General features: G+C 62.7%; 16 protein-coding genes. 9 read left to right on the top strand and 7 right to left on the bottom strand.

Going from position 1 to position 13656, the window contains the following annotated elements; all coding sequences use genetic code 11:
* Positions 1 to 19: 19 nt before the first annotated feature.
* A complete protein-coding gene (locus tag QM701_RS06035) occupies positions 20 to 247 on the top strand; it encodes a sulfurtransferase TusA family protein (protein ID WP_415166187.1) in 228 nt (75 codons plus the stop codon).
* A gap of 12 nt (positions 248 to 259) precedes the next feature.
* Here the strand turns inward: QM701_RS06035 and dut are convergent, their stop codons facing one another.
* Together dut and coaBC are read right to left on the bottom strand one after the other, a co-directional pair.
* The gene (gene dut, locus QM701_RS06030) at positions 260 to 709 is read right to left on the bottom strand and encodes a dUTP diphosphatase (RefSeq protein ID WP_415166186.1); all 450 of its coding nucleotides are present in this window, start codon (positions 707 to 709) and stop codon (positions 260 to 262) included.
* Positions 696 to 1898, bottom strand: a complete 1203-nt coding sequence (coaBC, locus tag QM701_RS06025) for a bifunctional phosphopantothenoylcysteine decarboxylase/phosphopantothenate--cysteine ligase CoaBC (RefSeq protein ID WP_415166185.1) — start codon at positions 1896 to 1898, stop codon at positions 696 to 698. Before coaBC ends, dut begins: the two co-directional genes overlap by 14 nt.
* 50 nt (positions 1899 to 1948) lie before the next feature.
* Between coaBC and radC the strand changes: the two genes are divergently transcribed.
* From radC to rpmG, 3 genes are all read left to right on the top strand, one after another.
* The gene (radC, locus tag QM701_RS06020) at positions 1949 to 2626 is read left to right on the top strand and encodes a RadC family protein (protein ID WP_415166184.1); all 678 of its coding nucleotides are present in this window, start codon (positions 1949 to 1951) and stop codon (positions 2624 to 2626) included.
* Between the two features lie 88 nt (positions 2627 to 2714).
* Complete coding sequence (gene rpmB, locus QM701_RS06015; RefSeq protein WP_415166183.1) at positions 2715 to 2948, top strand: 50S ribosomal protein L28; 234 nt, start codon at positions 2715 to 2717, stop codon at positions 2946 to 2948.
* Between the two features lie 14 nt (positions 2949 to 2962).
* Positions 2963 to 3118 (top strand): 50S ribosomal protein L33, encoded by a 156-nt coding sequence (rpmG, locus tag QM701_RS06010; protein ID WP_305073498.1) that lies wholly within the window; start codon positions 2963 to 2965, stop codon positions 3116 to 3118.
* A gap of 94 nt (positions 3119 to 3212) precedes the next feature.
* Here rpmG and QM701_RS06005 read toward each other — a convergent pair whose 3' ends face one another.
* From QM701_RS06005 to QM701_RS05990, 4 genes are all read right to left on the bottom strand, one after another.
* Positions 3213 to 3551 (bottom strand): DUF202 domain-containing protein, encoded by a 339-nt coding sequence (locus tag QM701_RS06005; RefSeq protein ID WP_415166182.1) that lies wholly within the window; start codon positions 3549 to 3551, stop codon positions 3213 to 3215.
* Between the two features lie 8 nt (positions 3552 to 3559).
* Positions 3560 to 3904, bottom strand: coding sequence for a YidH family protein (locus QM701_RS06000; protein ID WP_415166181.1), 345 nt, complete (start codon positions 3902 to 3904; stop codon positions 3560 to 3562).
* 55 nt (positions 3905 to 3959) lie between these two features.
* Positions 3960 to 6233, bottom strand: coding sequence for an NADP-dependent malic enzyme (locus QM701_RS05995; protein WP_415166180.1), 2274 nt, complete (start codon positions 6231 to 6233; stop codon positions 3960 to 3962).
* Between the two features lie 301 nt (positions 6234 to 6534).
* Positions 6535 to 7296, bottom strand: coding sequence for a FadR/GntR family transcriptional regulator (locus QM701_RS05990; protein ID WP_415166179.1), 762 nt, complete (start codon positions 7294 to 7296; stop codon positions 6535 to 6537).
* Positions 7297 to 7517: 221 nt separating this feature from the next.
* Between QM701_RS05990 and otnK the strand changes: the two genes are divergently transcribed.
* Genes otnK through otnI form a run of 3 tightly spaced genes read left to right on the top strand, consistent with a single transcriptional unit; the run spans position 7518 to position 10263 of the window.
* The gene (gene otnK / locus QM701_RS05985) at positions 7518 to 8798 is read left to right on the top strand and encodes a 3-oxo-tetronate kinase (RefSeq protein WP_415166178.1); all 1281 of its coding nucleotides are present in this window, start codon (positions 7518 to 7520) and stop codon (positions 8796 to 8798) included.
* Entirely contained in the window at positions 8795 to 9448 is a 654-nt protein-coding gene (gene otnC, locus QM701_RS05980) for a 3-oxo-tetronate 4-phosphate decarboxylase (protein WP_415166177.1), read from the top strand. Before otnK ends, otnC begins: the two co-directional genes overlap by 4 nt.
* Positions 9449 to 9462: 14 nt before the next feature.
* The gene (gene otnI / locus QM701_RS05975) at positions 9463 to 10263 is read left to right on the top strand and encodes a 2-oxo-tetronate isomerase (RefSeq protein ID WP_415166176.1); all 801 of its coding nucleotides are present in this window, start codon (positions 9463 to 9465) and stop codon (positions 10261 to 10263) included.
* A 38-nt stretch (positions 10264 to 10301) separates the two neighbouring features.
* Here otnI and QM701_RS05970 read toward each other — a convergent pair whose 3' ends face one another.
* Complete coding sequence (locus QM701_RS05970; protein ID WP_415166175.1) at positions 10302 to 11336, bottom strand: IS110 family transposase; 1035 nt, start codon at positions 11334 to 11336, stop codon at positions 10302 to 10304.
* A gap of 731 nt (positions 11337 to 12067) precedes the next feature.
* On the opposite strand from QM701_RS05970, the gene QM701_RS05965 reads away from it, so the two are divergent.
* Positions 12068 to 12733 carry a DNA methyltransferase gene (locus QM701_RS05965; RefSeq protein ID WP_415166174.1) on the top strand — a complete coding sequence of 222 codons (666 nt, stop codon included), beginning with the start codon at positions 12068 to 12070 and terminating at the stop codon, positions 12731 to 12733.
* Between the two features lie 11 nt (positions 12734 to 12744).
* Positions 12745 to 12999 (top strand): hypothetical protein, encoded by a 255-nt coding sequence (locus QM701_RS05960; protein ID WP_415166173.1) that lies wholly within the window; start codon positions 12745 to 12747, stop codon positions 12997 to 12999.
* Positions 13000 to 13656: the final 657 nt, after the last annotated feature.

Genomic DNA, 13656 nt, shown 5'->3' with positions numbered 1-13656 from the left:
GTCCGAACGGCGGCCGTCCATGCACGTTGATCGCGAGTTGGACGTCAAGGGGCTGAGTTGCCCGCTGCCGATCCTGCGCACCAAGAAGACGCTGGCCGAGATGGCCTCGGGCCAGATTCTCCGTGTGGTGGCCACCGATGCCCATGCGGTCAAGGATTTTCAGGCGTTCGCCAGGCAGACCGGCAACGAACTGCTGTCCACCGTCGAGGCGGACGCGACGTTCGAGTTCCTCTTCAAGCGCAAGTAGCGCGGCGGCGGCTCAGCCCTTGCCCGTGCTGCCGAAGCCGCCGGCGCCGCGCGTGCTGGCGGCGAATTCCTCGACGACGTCGAAGGCCACCTGCAGCACCGGCACGACGACCAGTTGCGCCAGGCGGTCGAGCGGGTTGAGCGTGAAGTTCTCTTGGCCGCGGTTCCAGGTCGACACCATGATTTCGCCCTGGTAGTCCGAGTCGATCAGCCCGACCAGGTTGCCGAGCACGATGCCGTGCTTGTGTCCCAGGCCGGAGCGCGGCAGGATCAACGCCGCCAGGCCGGGGTCTTCGAGATGGATGGCGATGCCGGTGGGAATCAGGTGCGTCTCGCCGGGGCGGATCGTCATCGGCGCCTCGATGCAGGCGCGCAGGTCGAGGCCGGCCGAGCCGGGCGTGGCGTAGTGCGGCGGCGAATCCTTCAGGCGCGGATCGAGGATGCGCACGTCAATGCGGTGCATGCGGGTTCTCCAGCAGGTTGGCGATGCGCGCGACCAAGTGGCGCGCGAGTTCGAGTTTCGAGGCGGGCGGCAACGGCTGCCGGCCGTTGTCGTCGAACAGGACGAGCGTGTTGGCGTCGCCGCCGAAGCCGTCCTGGATGAGATTGCCGACGATCAGCGGGATCTTCTTGGTGCGGCGCTTCTTTTCCGCGTACTCGGCCAGATTGCGGGTTTCGGCGGCGAAGCCGACGCACAGCGGCGGGTGGGGCAGGGCGGCCACTTCGGCGAGAATGTCGGGGTTCTGCACGAGTTCGATCACGGGCGGCAGGCCGCCGTCCTTCTTGGCCTTCTGTTCCGACACGGTCCTGGGCCGATAGTCGGCCACGGCGGCGACGCCGATGAACACGTCGTGCGCGGTGGCGCGCCGCATCACCTGCTCGCGCATCTCCAGGGCGCTGGTGACGTCGACGCGCGCGACGCCGCGCGGCGTCGGCAGCGACACCGGCCCGCTGACCAGCGTGACCTCGGCGCCGGCTTCGCGGGCCGCGCGCGCGATGGCGAAGCCCATCTTGCCGCTCGACAGATTGGTGATGCCGCGCACCGGATCGATCGCCTCGAAAGTCGGGCCGGCGGTCATCAGCACTGTCCTGCCCTGCAGCCGCTTGGGCTGGAAATGGGCGATCAGCTCTTCGAGAATCTCCGCCGGCTCCAGCATGCGGCCGTCGCCGAATTCGCCGCAGGCCTGCTCGCCGCTGCCGGGGCCGAGCACGGTCACGCCGTCGCCCAGCAGCGTGGCGACGTTGCGTTGCGTGGCCGGGTTGCTCCACATCTGACGGTTCATCGCCGGCGCCACGAACAGCGGGCAGTCGCGCGCCAGGGTCAGCGTGGTCAACAGGTTGTCGGCGATGCCGTTGGCCACCTTGGCCAGGAAATCGGCCGAGGCCGGGGCGATCAGCAGCACGTCGGCTTCGCGCGAGATGTTGATGTGCGCCATGCCGTTGGAGACGTCCGCGTCCCACTGGTCGGTGAACACCCGGTTGCCGGAGAGTGCCTGGAAGGTCGTCGGGGTGACGAAATGCATGGCCGCCTCGGTCATCGCCACCTGCACCGAGGCGCCCTGCTTGATCAGCAGGCGGACCAGTTCGGCCGACTTGTAGGCGGCGATTCCGCCGGTGACGCCGAGCGCCACGCGCTTTCCTTTTAATTCCATACGAATTTTCCGCTAGAATGCCGGGCTGTCATTCTAACCGAGATCGCCGCATGGCAATTACGGACTGGCCGGAGAGCGAGCGGCCGCGCGAACGCCTGCGGGCGCACGGCGCGGCGAGCCTGTCGGACGCGGAATTGCTGGCCATCTTTCTGCGCGTCGGGGTGAAAGGGAAGAGCGCCGTGGATCTGGCGCGCCAGCTGATCGGTCATTTCGGCAGCCTGAACGCGCTGTTTGCCGCCAGCGAAGCCGAGTTTTCCGCCATTCCCGGCATGGGCGCGGCGAAGTACGCGCAATTGCAGGCGGTGCTGGAAATGGCGCGGCGCGCGCTGGGCGAGACGATGAAGGCGCGCAGCGCCTTCGCCAGCCCGGCCGCGGTGCGCGATTACCTGCGCCTGCATCTGTCGGGATTGGCCCACGAGGTGTTTTTCGCGCTGTGGCTGGACGCGCAGCACCGCCTGCTGGCGGCCGAGGAGCTGTTCCGCGGCTCCTTGTCGCAGACCAGCGTGTATCCGCGCGAGGTGGTCAAGAAGGCGCTGGCGCACAATGCGGCCGCCGTGGTGTTCGCGCACAACCATCCGTCCGGCGTGGCCACGCCGTCGCCGGCGGATGAGGCGTTGACGCGCAGCCTCAAGCAGTCGCTGGCGCTGGTCGACGTGCGGGTGCTCGATCATTTCGTGGTGGCTGGGCAGGCGCCGCCGCTGTCGTTCGCCGAGCGCGGGCTGTTATAGCCTTGAATTCATAAAGGTCTTGAATTTCCCCACGGGTTCGGGATAAAATGCGCGACTTTCTCCCCGAGACCAATTGGAGTAACGAATCATGGCACGTGTCTGCCAAGTGACGGGCAAAGCCCCGATGGTTGGGAACAACGTTTCCCATGCCAACAACAGGACGAAGCGCCGCTTCCTTCCGAACCTGCAGTACCGCCGCTTCTGGGTCGAAAGCGAAAACCGCTGGGTGCGCCTGCGTATCTCCAATGCCGGTCTGCGCGTCATTGACAAGAACGGGATCGATGCCGTGCTCGCCGACCTGCGCGCCCGCGGCGAGATCTGACAAGGAGTTCAGCCATGCGTGAAAAGATCAAGCTCGAATCCACCGCCGGAACGGGCCATTTCTACACTACGACGAAGAACAAGAAGACGACGCCGGAAAAGCTGGAAATAAAAAAGTACGATCCGGTCGCCCGCAAGCATGTGGCTTATAAGGAAACCAAGCTTAAATAAAGCCCCCTTCGGGTTCGAAAAAAGCCTCGCGATTCGCGGGGCTTTTTTTTGCCCGTTGCCGATGGTCTTGCCACATGGCGCCGATTCCGCGCATTCAGAGGATCAGCCGGCCGCCGAGCAGCAGCAGCGCCCCTCCTGAACAGACGCAGACGAAAAGCGCCATCAGGGACATGACGCCGCGCATCGCCGGGATGGGTATTGCCCCCGCCAACACGGACGAGGCGCGCTTGACGGCCAGTGCGTATGCCAGTGCCGATACGCAGAACGCAAGGATGGCCATGCCGGCAAAGCCGAGGCTCGGCGACACGATCGCCGCGCGGAGCGCAAGCAGGCCGTAGAGGAAAAGGACGAACGCGGTGCGCGACCAGGCGAGCCCCGTGCGTTCCAGTTGCAGGCCTGGATCTTTCTTTTCCGTTGCCGCCCCGTTGCCCACTCGGTGCCCTAGCGGATGAGGATGAGGAGCAGGAGCGCCATGCCGACCAGCGAGACGAACAGGGCGATGAGCGGCAGCAGGCCGGTATAGGGGATGTCCTTTTCCTGGCGCATGGCGCGCTCGGTCGCGGCCCATCGGCGGTAGGCGCATAGGCCCAGGCAGAAGGCCGCGACGAGCAGCGCGGTCGTCACGGCATGGCGCATCCATGGCACGCCCAGATCGGGCGTGAACTGGTCGATGCCCACCGCGCCCGCCATGAAGGCCAGGGCCGTTCGTATCCACGCCAGAAACGTCCGTTCGTTCGCCAGGGTGAAACGGTAGTCGGGCGTCTTGCCGTCGTTCCACCATTTCACCTGGCGCTCCTGTCCGCCATCGTCGTCACGCCGGGCGGGCGCCTGGCGTGAAACGTCATGCATTGGCTGCCTGGACCGCGACCAGCGCGGTCATGTTGACGATCCGCCGGACCGTCGCCGTCGTGGTCAGGACATGCACCGGACGCGCGGCGCCGAGCAGGATCGGCCCGATGGTGATGCCGTCGCCGCCGGTCATCTTGAGCAGGCTGTAGGAGATGTTGGCGGCGTCCAGGTTCGGCATGACCAGGATGTTGGCTTCGCCGGTCAGCGACGAATCAGGGTCGAACTTCTTCCTGATTTCCTCGGACAGCGCGCCATCGCCATGCATCTCGCCATCCACCTCGATGCCGGGGGCTTTGGCACGGAAGAGCGCGGTGGCTTCGGCCATCTTGCGGGCAGAGGCGGACGTCGATGCTCCGAAATTGGAATGGGAGAGCATGGCGACTTTCGGCTCTATGCCGAAACGGCGAACTTCGTCGGCCGCCATCTGCGCGATCTCGGCCAACTGTGCGGCGTCCGGGTTTTCATTGACGTGCGTATCGCAAATGAACAAGGCGCGGCCGGGCAGGATGATCTGGTTCATCGCCGCCAGCGTCGAGCGTCCGGCGGCCTTGCCGATGACGTCCTCCACCTGCTGCAGATGGTGTTCGAAACGGCCGGAAATGCCGCAGATCATTCCGTCGGCGTAGCCCTGCCTGATCATCATGGCGCCGATGAGCGTGTTGTGCTTGCGCAAGCGCGCCTTGGCGATCTCGATGGTGACGCCGCGGCGCCGCATCATCTGATGGTAGGCGCTCCAGCATTCGTTGTAGCGGTCGTCGTTGTTCGGGTCGACGACCTCGATGTCCGTGCCGATGCGCAGCTTCGAACCGATTTTTTCCAGGCGCGCGGAGATGACCTCGGGGCGTCCGATCAGGGTCGGGAGGCAGAGCTGTTCTTCCTTGATGATCTGGGCGGCGCGCAGGACCCGTTCGTCCTCGCCGTCGGGGTAGACGATGCGCGTCGGCTTGCCGCTTCTGGCCGCGTAGAACATGGAGCGCATGCCGACCCCGGTCCGGTAGAGGAAGCCCTGCAGCTTCTCTTTATAGGCGGCCATGTCCTGAATCGGGCGCCTGGCGACCCCCGAATCGGCGGCGGCCTGCGCCACGGCCGGAGCTATGACCAGGATCAGGCGCGGATCGAAAGGCTTGGGGATGAGGTATTCGGGGCCGAACGCAAGCTCCTGGCCCGGGTAGGCCGTGGCGACCTCGCTGGCCACCGACTCATGCGCCATGGCGGCGATGGCGTGTACGCAGGCCAGCTTCATCTCCTCGGTGATGCGCGTCGCTCCGGCGTCGAGCGCGCCGCGGAAGATGAAGGGGAAGCACAGGACATTGTTGACCTGGTTCGGATAGTCCGAGCGGCCGGTGGCCATGATGACGTCGGGACGTGCCTCGCGGGCCAGCTCCGGCATGATTTCGGGCGTCGGGTTGGACAGCGCGAAGACGATGGGCTGCCTGGCCATCCTGGCGACCATCTCGGCCTTCAGCACCCCGGCGGTGGAGAGGCCGAGAAAGATGTCGGCGCCGTCGATGGCGTCGGCCAGGGTGCGCGCCTCGGTTTCGCGCGCGTAGCGCGCCTTGGTCGGTTCCATGTGCGCCTCGCGGCCGACATGGATCACGCCCTTCGAATCGCAGACCAGGACGTTTTCGCGGCGGATGCCCAGATCGCACCAGAGATCGAGGCAGGAGATCGCCGCGGCGCCGGCGCCCGAGCAGACCACCTTGACTTCGCCGATGTTCTTGCCGGTCACTTTCAGCGCGTTGAGCATGGCGGCCGCCGAGATGATCGCCGTTCCGTGCTGGTCATCGTGAAAGACCGGGATCGACATGCGTTCCTTGAGCTTGCGCTCGATGTAGAAGCATTCGGGGGCCTTGATGTCTTCGAGATTGATCCCGCCCAGCGTGGGTTCCAGGGCGGCAATCATGTCGATCAGTCTGTCAGGGTCGTTTTCGGCCAGTTCGATGTCGAATACGTCGATGCCGGCGAACTTTTTGAACAGGCAGCCCTTGCCTTCCATCACCGGCTTGCCGGCCAGCGGTCCGATATTGCCCAGGCCGAGCACGGCGGTGCCGTTGGTCACGACGCCGACCAGGTTGGCGCGGGAGGTGTAGAGCGCGGCATTGTCCGGGTCTTCGACGATGGCCTCGCAGGCGAACGCCACGCCGGGAGAGTAGGCCAGCGCGAGATCGTGCTGATTGGTCAGCGCCTTGGTCGGCTGGATGGAAATCTTGCCGGGGGTCGGGAGTCGATGATATTCGAGTGCGGTTTCGCGCAGATTCTTGTTCACTGCTGCTCCTTTGCTGTTCAATTCTGACGACGCGTCCCGAGGGGGGCGATGCGTCGGTGGTTTGGCCAGGACATGCGGCCCGGACGGAGCCAGGCGTGCCGGTGGCGGGCGTTCAACTCACACACGTTACCAGCAAGAACTGATTCCGAGGAGCGTATATTACCGTCATAATCCGCGAAGGATTGCGGGTTTCGCCTGGTAAGTGCGGGATTCGCATCCGGGGACGTGCGCGGCTGTCGCTCCGGGCGGCATCGAACCTCGCTTTCGCGCGTTCTTGCCGGGTTCGTCCCGGAGTGGACGGTCAGCTTTCGTTCTGACCGTTTTGCGTGGGGAATCGCCCGATGTCGACCGAACCGAGGCGGCGGGAAGCGCCTTCCATGTGCTGGCGGGCGGCAAGGCGGGCGGCTGCGGGGTCCTGTTGGGAAATGGCGTCGACGATGCGCTGATGCTCGTCCCTGACCTGCTGCAACAGCGTCGCCTTGGTTGCTTCATGGCTGCGCGAGATCAGCGTCGCCTTGATCAGGAAATTGGAGAGAAACTTGATCAGGGCCAGGAAATGCGGGTTGCCCGTGGCTTCGGCGATGCTGCGGTGGAATTCGATGTCGGCCTCGACGCCGTCCTTTCCCGCCTGTTCGGCGAGTTCGATCTGCTTCAGCGCGCGCTTGATGGCGGCCATCTGCGCGCGGGTCCGGCGCGTTGCCGCCAATGCGGCGATTTCGCCTTCGAGCGACAGGCGCAGCTCGACCACCTGCTGGACCGATTCGATCGAATCCATGAGGGTCGGGTCGATGCGGAAAGGGGTGTGCATGTTGCGATCGCGCACGAATACGCCGCTGCCTTGGCGCGATTCGACCAATCCTTCCGATTTCAGCCGCGATACCGCCTCGCGGATGACCGTCCGGCTGACGCCGAAGCGGTCGGCCATGTCCAGTTCGGAGGGCAGGCGGGTCCCCGGTTTGAAGTCCCCGCCGTTGATGAGCTGGGTCAGCGCGTCGAAGACGCGGTCGGTCAGCGTGCCCGCCAGGGTGATCCGTTCAACCTTGAATTCCGGAATGGATGTCATCGCCTCGACCCGTCAGATCAAATCAGTTGCCGATGTTGTAATCGGCGCTTTTCTATGTTCTACTTGCAGAGCTTGGAATATGTAATGTTGTATGATAACCCGATAAGTAAGTCAACCACCCATTTCAGGCGGGGAGGCGACGAAGGGGCTGTTCCTGCAAGGCGGAATCCGCGTCCGCCCGTCGCGCCTTCAATCCGCCGCACACGAGAAGGAGCAAGCAAATGACCGTTCTGCTGGGCTGCATCGCCGACGATTTCACGGGCGGCACCGACCTGGCGGGGATGCTGGTGAAAGCCGGCATGCGCACCGTGCAGATGATCGGCGTGCCGGGGGAACCGATCGGCGACGACGTCGACGCCGTGGTGATCGCCCTGAAGTCGCGCACCAACCCGGTCGAGGAAGCCATCGCCGAATCGCTGGCCGCGCTGCGCTGGCTGCAGCAGGCCGGCTGCAAGCAGTTCTACTTCAAGTACTGCTCGACTTTCGACTCGACGCCCAAGGGCAACATCGGCCCGGTGGCCGAAGCCCTGATGGCCGCGCTGGGAACGGATTTCACCATCGCCTGCCCGGCCTTCCCGGTCAACGGGCGCACCATCTACAAGGGCCACCTCTTCGTCGGCGACATTCTGCTTTCCGACTCCGGCATGCGCCACCACCCGCTCACCCCGATGACCGACGCCAACCTGGTCAAGGTCCTGCAGGCGCAGATCAAGGGCAAGGCCGGCCTGGTCGACTACGGCGTCGTCCGGCAAGGCCCGGAAGCCATCAAGGCCCGCTTCGAGCAATTGAAGGCCGCCGGCTGTACTTTTGCCATTCCCGACGCCATCACCAACGACGACCTGCTGGCCATCGGCGCCGCCTGTGACGGAATGCCGCTCGTCACCGCCGGTTCCGGCATCGCGCTGGGCCTGCCGCAGAACTTCCGGAAAGCCGGCCTGCTGCCCGAGCACCAGGTTGCCGATGCCCTGCCGCCGACCGGCGGCCTGCGCGCCGTCATCGCCGGTAGCTGCTCGCTCGCCACGCAAGGGCAGGTTGCCGCCCTGCGCGAGAAACATCCCGCCTTCAACATCGACCCCTTCGATCTCGCGCACGGCAAGGACGTGGTGAGCGAGGCACTGGCCTGGGCCAGGGGCAAGATCGAGAACGAACCCGTCCTCTTCTATGCCACCGCCACTCCCGAAGCCGTCAAAGCCGTGCAGGTCCAACTGGGGACCGAGAAGGCCGGCAGCCTGGTCGAAGACGCACTCGCCGCCATCGCGAAAGGGCTGGTTGCATTGGGCGTCGGACAACTCATCGTCGCCGGGGGCGAGACCTCCGGCGCGGTGGTCAAGGCGCTCGGCGTCAGTGGCCTGCGCATCGGTCCCGAGATCGACCCCGGCGTGCCCTGGACCACCGGCATCACCAAGGACGCCGTGCAGCGGCCGCTGGCCCTCGCCCTCAAATCCGGCAACTTCGGCACCCCCGACTTCTTCCTCAAGGCCTGGAGCAAGCTCGCATCATGACCGCCATCCTCACCGAAGAAACCCGCGAGCGCGACAAGATCGCCCGCCTGTCGCGTTCCCTGTATGAGCGCGGGCTGACCGCCGGCAGCAGCGGCAACATCAGCGTGCGCCTGTCCGACGGCTGGCTGCTCACGCCGACCAACTCCTGCCTGGGCGAACTCGATCCGGCGCGCATCAGCAAGCTCGACTGGCAGGGCACCGTCCTGGCCGGCGACCCGCCGTCCAAGGAAGCCTTCCTGCATCGCTCGATGTACGAGGTTCGCCCCAAGGCCGGGGCCATCGTGCACCTGCACTCGACGCATTCGGCCGCGGTCTCGTGCCTGTGCGGCCTCGACCCGGCGAACTGCATCCCGCCGCTCACGCCGTACTTCGTGATGAAGATCGGCCGCCTGCCGCTGGTGCCGTATCACCGGCCGGGCGACAAGGCGCTCGGGGAGGTGATCAAGACGCTGGCGCCGAAGAACAGCGCCGTGCTGCTGGCCAACCACGGGCCGGTGGTTTCCGGCGCGGACCTCGAAGGCGCCATCTACGCCTCCGAGGAGCTGGAAGAAACCGCCAAGATTTTCCTCATGCTGCGCAACGCGCCCACGAACTGCCTCAACGCCGAGCAGATCGAGGAACTCAAGGTCGCTTTTAAACTGGATATCTGAACGAAAGGATCGCCATGCCCAAGTTTGCCGCCAACCTGTCGATGATGTTCAACGAGGTTCCGTTCCCGGAACGCTTCGCCGCCGCCGCCAAGGCCGGTTTCAAGGCCGTCGAATTCCTCTTTCCGTACGACTATGCGCCCGCCGAGGTCGCGGGCTGGCTGAAGGAGAACGGCCTGGTGAACGCCCTGTTCAACCTGCCCCCCGGCGATTTCGCCGCCGGCGAACGCGGCATCGCCTCGCTGCCGGGGCGCGAGCAGGAGTTCCGCGACGGCGTGGCCAAGGCCGTCGAGTACGCGCTGGCTCTCGGCACGCCGAAGGTTCATTGCATGGCCGGGCTGGTCCCCGCGGGCGGTGATCATGCGCAGCACCGGGCGCTTTACATCGAAAACGTGCGCTATGCCGCGCAGGAAATGGCCAAGCACGGCCGCATGCTGGTCATCGAACCGATCAATCATCGCGACATGCCCGGCTACTTCCTGAACACCCAGGCCGAAGGGCATGCGGTGTGCAAGGAGATCGGCCTGCCCAACCTCAAGGTGCAGATGGATTTCTACCACTGCCAGATCGTCGAGGGCGACCTGACCATGACCTTCAAGAACAATTTCGCCGGCATCGGCCACGTGCAGATCGCCAGCGTGCCGACGCGCAACGAGCCGGACGAGGGCGAGATCAACTATCGCCACATCTTCAAGCTGCTCGACGAGATGGGCTATGATGGTTTCGTCGGTTGCGAATACAGGCCGCGCGGCCGCACCGAGGATGGCCTGGGATGGTTTAGGGAGATACCGTGTCCTTTGTCAAGCAAAGAATGCTGAAAGCAACCTCATAAGAGATGCGGCTATAGGGGCTAATCTCATGATTGCGGAGAAATTTCCGGCGATGCAGAGGCAGCAAACGGTGTTTTGCTTCTAAAAACGCCAAAGCAGATATGCACGAGTTTCCGCATCACGGCCCCTAGCGCCAGCTTTTTGGCTTTTCCTTTCGCCAGCAACCGCTCATAAAGCGGACGGACTAAAGTGTTCCCATATTTCTTGCGTATGGCGCACACGGCGGCCATATACAGGAGGGAGCGTAGTCGTTTGGGGCCTTGGTGCGACGTTCGCGGTTTCCCGGCAAGGGACGTTCCGGACTGCCTCATGATAGGTACGAGGCCGAGATAGGCGGCGAGCTGCTCTGCGGAGTCGAATGAGTGGCAGTGCAAAAGAGAGAGCATTGCTGCACCAACCCTGTTGCCGATCGCCGGAATGCTTGTCAGAAAGCACATATCCTGCCTTAAGTTCTCGTGGCTTGAGATGTGTTCGTCAATATCTTTCTGTATTGACGCCAGCTGCATTTTGAGAAATTCAATGCTGTCCTGAATTGAACACACAACGGTATCCGGCGTACGGGTTGCGGCAGCCTTCTCCGCCCTGTTTTGTTCCCGAACCAGGTCGTTGGTAATCGCGTCAGTACGCGCGATAAGAACCCTTAATGTGTACGCCTCCGGGGAAGGTGGAATCCATGGCCTAGGGTTGACCTTCTGGCAATAATACGCAAGGACGTAGCTGTCAATGCTGTCATTCTTGTTCTGGATGCCTACACCTCTCCCGAAGTTCTTCGTTTGAGCTGGATTGCAGACCGAAACGATGATTCCGTATTTCGTCAGCTCATAGGCGGCCACCTCATGATAGACGCCTGTTCCCTCCATTGCGACGTGGGCACAACACACGTCTGTTACGTCGTTTCTTTTTAGCCAGTTAAGGAACTCCTCGATTCCGGCGGAAGTGTTTGCCACCGTTTTAGATTTAGATCTTGGCCGAAGCGCGCCCTGGTCTTTATCGCTTTTATTTTCAGTCAGCAAACAAAAATCGAGTTTCTGTTTCGACACGTCGCAGCCGAGGTAGTGCATTTTGGTTCCCGCATGAATGTTGATAGGCGCATGCACATCTCCATACAGATGCCTCTATGTTTGTCTCGTATTCAGGGTCGAACCCGCTTCATACCGTTGAGCATTAATCGGCCGGCCACTCGTATTTCATTTGCCTACCAGTAAATCTCCTACGCACGATCATGTCGTAATGCTGATACTTTTGTAATAGGCGGTGAGCGGGTATGGAAGTGCTACGTTCCTCGGAATCTAGCATTTCCTGGAAGTCATACGAATAGGCAATTTCTTAAATCAATATTCCTCCTTCCAGGCCTAAAAATTGTTCCTGTAACGGCTCTTGGGGACACCTGGATTTTCGCCGGCGGAAATGTGAGCTGACTAAAGCGTGGTCAACTTCACTCCGTCTATTCGTCCGAAAAGTACGATCTAAAAAAACGCGCCAGTGGGTATTCCCACTGGCGTTCTGCCGAGGCGCTTCGCGCGAGGTGGGCAGTTCAGATCCCGGCGCCAACGTTCGCCCGGGGGGGATGCCCCGGACGCCTGGAATTGCGCGCATAAATTGTCGCGCAATTCCAGGCTTCAAGGGCTTTCGCGGCATAAAAGCGGTACCCCCTACGGGCTTCCCCCACATTTATTCCACGGTCCCTTGACCAGGCCATCCCCCCGTGCGCTCGCCAGCGCCGGGATCTGAACTGCGGTGGCCGCGTCACCCATTTCAGCCCCTATCTCAACCTGATATGGAGGCTTATGTTATGAGCAATAACGTGCTGATGAATGGGGATTGTCTGGATGTGCTGCTGAAACTGCCGGCGCGCTCTGTGGATTTCGTGCTTACCGATCCGCCTTACCTGGTCAACTACAAGGACCGTTCGGGCCGGTCCATTGCAAACGACCTGCGGGAAGAGTGGCTAGAACCCGCCTTTGCCGAGGTCTCGCGCGTCCTACGCCCGAACACGCTTTGCGCGAGCTTTTACGGCTGGACGCGCGTCGATACGTTCATGGCTGCCTGGAAGCGTGCCGGTCTGCGCCCGGTCGGACATATCGTCTTCGCAAAGCCCTACGTGTCGAATGCAAGATTTGTCGGTTACCGCCACGAATCGGCATTCCTGCTTGCTAAAGGCAATCCGGCCCTACCGGCCGAGCCGCCCCCCGACGTGCTGCCCTGGAAGTACAGCGGGAATACGCTGCACCCGACGCAAAAACCTGTGTCCGCGCTTGTTCCTCTGATCAAGGCGTTCTGCCCGGCAAACGGAATCGTCCTCGATCCGTTTGCCGGCTCTGGCTCGACGTGCATAGCGGCTCTGGAGTGTGGTCGTCGTTTTATCGGAATCGAGCTTGATCCGACCTATTACGCCGCCGCTCACAAACGACTGGCCGATGCCGGTGCCTTTGCCAGCTACGAGCTCATGGCTGCATAGGGGGCCAGGTTATGGAATACGATTTTGTTACCGCGGCCATTGAAGATTTGTCCGAGCGCGCTCTGGACTGGATGATCGAGTATACCGAAGATGGAACGGGCCTTGCCGGCGTCCTGTGGAGTCAGATTGCCCAAGATATCCTGGCTATCCGAGCACGTAAGCTGTTGTCGTCATTGCCCAACCAGACGTTAGCCGCGATCCAGGACGGACGGATTAATGTTCCGGCGGTTTTTGAAGATTGCATCCATGCGATGCTGCAAGATTGATTGATCGGGCCTCCGACTGGAGCGACGGCGCCAGTCGGAGCCTGTAAAAGTTCCCGCCGGCTTGCGGGAATTTCCATCAGCGAAATTTCTTCCCGTGGTATGCGCGGTTCTTCTCTGTAACGATGCGAGGCCTGGGCTGCCCCCAACGCCTCGCTAGGACTTCTGTGGCCAGCCTTGGACCTGCCGGGTGAACTTCCGTCAACGGAAATTTCGCCCACTTGAGATCGCATCAACGGTCGTTGCTGCTCACAAGTGCACGGCAATCGAAGAGTCCGGCTTGTCGGCCGGGTGTAGTAGCCCCCTGGCCCATCGGGCCAGGGAAAATTCCCGCTCGCGGGAATTTTCGTCGACGAAAGTTTTTGGGGTGCCGACCGACGCGGGCGGAATTTTCGTTGACGAAAGTTTTTGGGGTGCCGACCGACGCGGGCGGAATTTTCGTTGACGAAAGTTTTTGGGGTGCCGACCGACGCGGGCGGAATTTTCGTTGACGAAAGTTTTTGGGGTGCCGACCGACGCGGGCGGAATTTTCGTTAACGAAAGTTTTTGGGGTGCCGACCGACGCGGGCGGAATTTTCGTTGACGAAAGTTTTTGGGGTGCCGACCGACGCGGGCGGAATTTTCGTTGACGAAAGTTTTTGGGGTGCCGACCGACGCGGG

The organism is Propionivibrio sp. (genome assembly GCF_047602565.1).
Taxonomy (GTDB): domain Bacteria; phylum Pseudomonadota; class Gammaproteobacteria; order Burkholderiales; family Rhodocyclaceae; genus Propionivibrio.
This window is presented reverse-complemented; position numbering and strand designations above follow the sequence as displayed.

What these genes read in the sequence shown, in the direction of transcription:
- QM701_RS05960 (WP_415166173.1), top strand. Translation starts at nt 12,745, where the DNA reads ATGGAATACGATTTTGTTACCGCGGCCATTGAAGATTTGTCCGAGCGC.
- dut (WP_415166186.1), bottom strand. Translation starts at nt 709, where the DNA reads ATGCACCGCATTGACGTGCGCATCCTCGATCCGCGCCTGAAGGATTCG.
- QM701_RS06035 (WP_415166187.1), top strand. Translation starts at nt 20, where the DNA reads ATGCACGTTGATCGCGAGTTGGACGTCAAGGGGCTGAGTTGCCCGCTG.
- otnK (WP_415166178.1), top strand. Translation starts at nt 7,518, where the DNA reads ATGACCGTTCTGCTGGGCTGCATCGCCGACGATTTCACGGGCGGCACC.
- QM701_RS05990 (WP_415166179.1), bottom strand. Translation starts at nt 7,296, where the DNA reads ATGACATCCATTCCGGAATTCAAGGTTGAACGGATCACCCTGGCGGGC.
- rpmB (WP_415166183.1), top strand. Translation starts at nt 2,715, where the DNA reads ATGGCACGTGTCTGCCAAGTGACGGGCAAAGCCCCGATGGTTGGGAAC.
- radC (WP_415166184.1), top strand. Translation starts at nt 1,949, where the DNA reads ATGGCAATTACGGACTGGCCGGAGAGCGAGCGGCCGCGCGAACGCCTG.
- otnI (WP_415166176.1), top strand. Translation starts at nt 9,463, where the DNA reads ATGCCCAAGTTTGCCGCCAACCTGTCGATGATGTTCAACGAGGTTCCG.
- coaBC (WP_415166185.1), bottom strand. Translation starts at nt 1,898, where the DNA reads ATGGAATTAAAAGGAAAGCGCGTGGCGCTCGGCGTCACCGGCGGAATC.
- QM701_RS05965 (WP_415166174.1), top strand. Translation starts at nt 12,068, where the DNA reads ATGAGCAATAACGTGCTGATGAATGGGGATTGTCTGGATGTGCTGCTG.
- otnC (WP_415166177.1), top strand. Translation starts at nt 8,795, where the DNA reads ATGACCGCCATCCTCACCGAAGAAACCCGCGAGCGCGACAAGATCGCC.
- QM701_RS05970 (WP_415166175.1), bottom strand. Translation starts at nt 11,336, where the DNA reads ATGCACTACCTCGGCTGCGACGTGTCGAAACAGAAACTCGATTTTTGT.
- rpmG (WP_305073498.1), top strand. Translation starts at nt 2,963, where the DNA reads ATGCGTGAAAAGATCAAGCTCGAATCCACCGCCGGAACGGGCCATTTC.